Origin of the sequence: Brachyspira sp., assembly GCF_050873525.1 — a bacterium.
Taxonomy (GTDB): Bacteria; Spirochaetota; Brachyspiria; order Brachyspirales; family Brachyspiraceae; genus Brachyspira.
In genome coordinates, this window is the sequence record NZ_JBNMIZ010000224.1 from 1 (window position 1) to 4,291 (window position 4,291).

Annotated in this window: 5 protein-coding genes; 2 read left to right on the top strand and 3 right to left on the bottom strand. The window is 29.4% G+C overall.

Features of this window, described 5'->3' with window-relative positions; translation table 11 throughout:
• The first annotated feature begins 60 nt into the window (after positions 1–60).
• The gene (locus ACR0QS_RS11585; RefSeq protein ID WP_432633608.1) at positions 61–480 is read left to right on the top strand and encodes a metal-dependent transcriptional regulator; all 420 of its coding nucleotides are present in this window, start codon (positions 61–63) and stop codon (positions 478–480) included.
• A 263-nt stretch (positions 481–743) separates the two neighbouring features.
• On the opposite strand, the gene ACR0QS_RS11590 is transcribed toward ACR0QS_RS11585, so the two are convergent.
• Entirely contained in the window at positions 744–1,493 is a 750-nt protein-coding gene (locus tag ACR0QS_RS11590; protein ID WP_432633609.1) for an ankyrin repeat domain-containing protein, read from the bottom strand.
• A gap of 197 nt (positions 1,494–1,690) precedes the next feature.
• Between ACR0QS_RS11590 and cutA the strand changes: the two genes are divergently transcribed.
• Positions 1,691–2,038, top strand: a complete 348-nt coding sequence (gene cutA, locus ACR0QS_RS11595; RefSeq protein WP_432633610.1) for a divalent cation tolerance protein CutA — start codon at positions 1,691–1,693, stop codon at positions 2,036–2,038.
• Here the strand turns inward: cutA and trpS are convergent.
• Both trpS and ACR0QS_RS11605 read right to left on the bottom strand, forming a co-directional pair.
• Complete coding sequence (trpS, locus tag ACR0QS_RS11600; RefSeq protein ID WP_432633611.1) at positions 2,022–3,032, bottom strand: tryptophan--tRNA ligase; 1,011 nt, start codon at positions 3,030–3,032, stop codon at positions 2,022–2,024. The genes cutA and trpS overlap by 17 nt on opposite strands.
• Positions 3,033–3,071: 39 nt before the next feature.
• Entirely contained in the window at positions 3,072–4,010 is a 939-nt protein-coding gene (locus tag ACR0QS_RS11605) for a PSP1 domain-containing protein (RefSeq protein ID WP_432633612.1), read from the bottom strand.
• Positions 4,011–4,291: the final 281 nt, after the last annotated feature.

The following is a 4,291-nucleotide window of genomic DNA, read 5'->3' on the forward strand; positions in this document are numbered from 1 at the left end:
GTTTAATATATTTATAATTTAATATTGACTTATTAATCTCTTTATATTACAATAATTATTATGAAACAGGAAATAACGCCTATATTGGAAAATTATTTAGAAAGTATCTACAATTTGGAAGTGGAAAAAAATTTCAAAGAAGCTATAAGAATAACCGACATAGCCGATTTGGTCGGGCGCTCGAAAGCAAGCGTCAATACGGCGATAAAAACTCTTTCAAAATTGGGATATATAAATCATGAACATTACGGAGATATAGAACTTACCGAATCGGGAAGAGCGATAGGAAAAGATATAGCCGAAAGACATGCGATATTTTATTATTTTCTTACAAATATTTTGGGAGTCGAAGAAAAGAGAGCGGACGAAGAAGCCTGTTTAATAGAGCATACAATGAGCAGAGATACCGTTCATAAATTCAAAGAATTTTTATGCACATATTGTAAGAAAGAAAATATATTCAATAATAAAAAAAGTTAATTCAAATTTATTTCAATCGATTAATATTATTTACACAAGATAAAATAAATATTTAGAAAAGCTGTAGCTAAATAAAATTTGTCATTGCGAGAATATTTAATAATTCCGTCATTGCGAGACTCAACAGAGGCGATGCAATCCACTATTTATAAAATTGAGAATTTGAAAATAAATTTTTATTAAATTTGTAATTTTATTAAAATTAAGGCATGGCAATCTATTATTACCATGCCTCGATTTAATTATGCAACCAATTATAAATTTTATCTTCTTTTCTTTTTTACTCTTAATATCCTTATAAAATCTCTATAACCTTCTTCTTTGGCTATAGATAATGCAGTATTTCCGTCTTTATCTTGCATACTAATATCCGCGCCGTTTTTTATAAGAATTTTTCCAACATTTTCGTATCCGTTTTTTGCGGCAAACATTAACGCTGTCCATCCGTTTGTGTCCGTAGCGTTAACATCCGCTCCGTTTTCTACAAGATATTTAACTATATCGCAATCTCCGTAGTAGGAAGGAAGCATTAAAGGAGCGCAGTCGTTTTCGCCTCTTGCATTAACATCCGCTCCATGTTCTATAAGCAGTTTAGCCGTTTCGGGATTCTTTTGATTTAAAGCGATTATTAAAGCCGTGTTTCCGTTTTTATCTCTCGTATTAATATCCGCTCCTCTATCTATAAGCGATTTTGCTATATCGTAATTATTTTCGTAAGAAGAAAGAATTAAAGCGTTTCCTCCCATCTTATTTTTGAATTCGATATTCGCTCCGTTTTCTATAAGCAGTTCCACAATATCGCTATAGCCGAAAGCCGAAGAAAATATTAAAGCCGTATTATTGTTTTTGTCTTTTGTGTTGATATTTAAATTTCTATTTTTTTCTAATATGGATTTAATTTCTTCTATGTTTCCTTTTTCGGCGGCGTTCAAAAATTTTTCTTCTTCTCTGCTTATGGCAAAAGCGTTTAAGCTAATCGATAAAAATAATAAAGTTAAAGTTAATGTTTTCATTGTCGTTTACCTCTTATTAAAATTATTTTGTATTATTTTCGGATTTAAGATTATGTTAATTAGATATTTTTTTTAATAAATTAATAAAAAGTAAATATTATGTTAACTAATAATTAAGTAAAATTTATAGTAAAAAATATCATATTTTATAAATCTTATTATGATATATAATTAAAACAAAATACAAAGGACAATATATGAACTTCAAAAAAGTAAAAATCGAAATATTTATTCCCGCAGAATATACGAATAAATTAAGAGAAGCTTTGAATAATATCGGAGCTTTGGGAGTCGGCAATTACGATAATGTTATGTCGATTACAAAAATAAAAGGCTATTGGCGTCCTCTTGCTGGAGCTAATCCTTTTGACGGAACGGTTGGCAAAATTTCCGAAGCGGACGAAGATAAAATAGAATTTTCAACCGATATAAAAAATATAGAAAATATTATTAAAACGGTTAAAGAAATTCATCCTTATGAAGAACCAGTTATAAATATTATTCCGTTATTGAACGACAGATTTGATATTAATTTGAATTATTGAATCTTCTTTTATCCAATAATCCCATTAAATCTCTCACTTCATATAAAGTTTTTTGGGCGACTTTTAAAGCGGATTTTTTTCCTTCGTTTAAAACATCGTAAACATAATCTTTATCGTTTGAAAATTTTTCTATCTTTTCTCTTATTGGCGAAAGTTCCTTATTGATATTTTTTGCAAGCGATTTTTTACATTGAACGCAGCCTATATTTGCATTCAAACAGCCTTCGCAAATTTCTTTTTGTTCTTCTTCGCTTGAAAATATTTTATGATAACTGTAAACATTGCAGATTTGGGGATTTCCTTTATCGGTTTTTAATTTTCTATTCGGGTCGGTAACCGCTTTTTGCAAAATCAATTTTTCAGTTTCTTCGGCGCTTAATCTCAAAGGAATATGATTATTTAAAGATTTGCTCATTTTATTTGCTCCGTCAAGCCCTAATATTCTTAAAACTTTTCCATGATAAGTTTCTGGCTCTTTAAAATATTCTCCGTATCTATTATTGAATTTTCTCACTATCATTCTTGTAAGTTCCACATGCTGCTCCTGGTCTTCTCCCACTGGAACAATATCTGGATGATAAAGCAAAATATCCGCCGCCATCAAAGAAGGGTAGGTGAGGAGTGCCGCGTTTATATTTTCAGCGTTCTTTCTTGATTTATCTTTATATTGAGTCATTCTTTCAAGTTCGGCAACGGGAATAATCGAATTAAATATCCAAGCCAATTCCGTATGAGGCTCTACATCCGATTGAACGAATATTGAGCATTTTTCCAAATTAAGTCCGCATGCCAAATATTCTATCGCCGTATCGAGTATTCTTTTTTGCATTTCTTTTGCGTCATATTCAATCGTTATTGCATGATAATCGGCTATAAAAAAGAATCCGTAATATTCGTTTAATATATTTTCCCAATTTTTCAAAGCTCCCAAATAATTTCCTATATGAAGCGCGCCTGTCGGTTGAATTCCGCTTAACATTATTTTTTCTGACATTATAACCTCTTTTAATTAATTAGATTTTCAAATTATATTTTAAGTTTTTATATTTGCGACTAAAAATCCGCCTTCGGTTTTTAAATCGTTAAGATTAATATAAATAAGTCTTTTATCTTCCGTTTCTATCAATAATTTTTTATTTAAAGGATTCATATCTTTTATTATCGCGGGAACGCTATTAAAAACTAATTTAGTTCCCACTTTCGGCAAATCTTTTTTCAAACAACAATAGGCGTCATATTCATGCGCCAAGCAGCACATTAATCTTCCGCATTGCCCCGATATTTTAACCGTATTCAAAAGCATACTTTGTTCTTTAGCCATTTTTATAGTTATCGTTTCAAATTTTGTTCTCTTTATTCTGCAGCATAATTCTCTTCCGCAAATTCCGCATCCGCCGATTGCTCTCGCTTCGTCTCGCACTCCTATTTGTCTTAATTCTATTCTTATCTTAAAATGGGACGCCAAATCTTTTACCAATTCCCTGAAGTCGACTCGCTCTTCAGCTATGAATTCAAATAATAATTTCGCTCTGTCTAAAAAATAATAAGAACTTATAAGTTTCAAATCCAGATTATGATTAATCACTTTTTCTTTGCAGATTTTAAAAGCTTCTATGGAATCTTTTTTATTTATATCGAATTGTTCCATATCGTTTTTGTCGGCTATTCTCAAAATGTTAAATATTTTATTTTTATTTTTGTTTTTATGATGATGTTCTTTGTCCACCATTTTTTTTATTTCTTCGGACACATCTTCCAAATTATTATCTTCGCCGTCTTCGATTTTATGATTTTCTTCTTTATTTAATAAATCCAAATCTATATCTTCAAAATTAATTACATTTCCCAATTCTATTCCATCGTCCGTTTCCACAACGCAGTAATCTTTTACTTTTATATCTTTTATATGCAAATGTTCAAATTTTCCAATATTAGAATCTCTAAATCTTATATGAGCTATATTTTTTATCATTAAGTTTCTCCAACACTTGAAATAATTTAAAGATATTATATTTTATTTATAAGTCGATATTATTGCAAGCGGTATTTTAATAAAAAATATAAATAAAAATTATTAATTTAACTTTAAATTATCGTTGACATTTTTTATCAGTTATGCTATAATTTTCCTAAATTGATAGAATTAAAAATTGAAAAAAGGACTTTTGAAAAATGAGCGGATGTAAATTCTACAATACAATACAATACAATACAATACAATACAATACAATACAATACAATACAAGCCATTAA

Excerpts from the sequence above, each read along its gene's own strand:
- ACR0QS_RS11605 (WP_432633612.1), bottom strand. The coding sequence starts at position 4,010 with ATGATAAAAAATATAGCTCATATAAGATTTAGAGATTCTAATATTGGA.
- trpS (WP_432633611.1), bottom strand. The coding sequence starts at position 3,032 with ATGTCAGAAAAAATAATGTTAAGCGGAATTCAACCGACAGGCGCGCTT.
- cutA (WP_432633610.1), top strand. The coding sequence starts at position 1,691 with ATGAACTTCAAAAAAGTAAAAATCGAAATATTTATTCCCGCAGAATAT.
- ACR0QS_RS11590 (WP_432633609.1), bottom strand. The coding sequence starts at position 1,493 with ATGAAAACATTAACTTTAACTTTATTATTTTTATCGATTAGCTTAAAC.
- ACR0QS_RS11585 (WP_432633608.1), top strand. The coding sequence starts at position 61 with ATGAAACAGGAAATAACGCCTATATTGGAAAATTATTTAGAAAGTATC.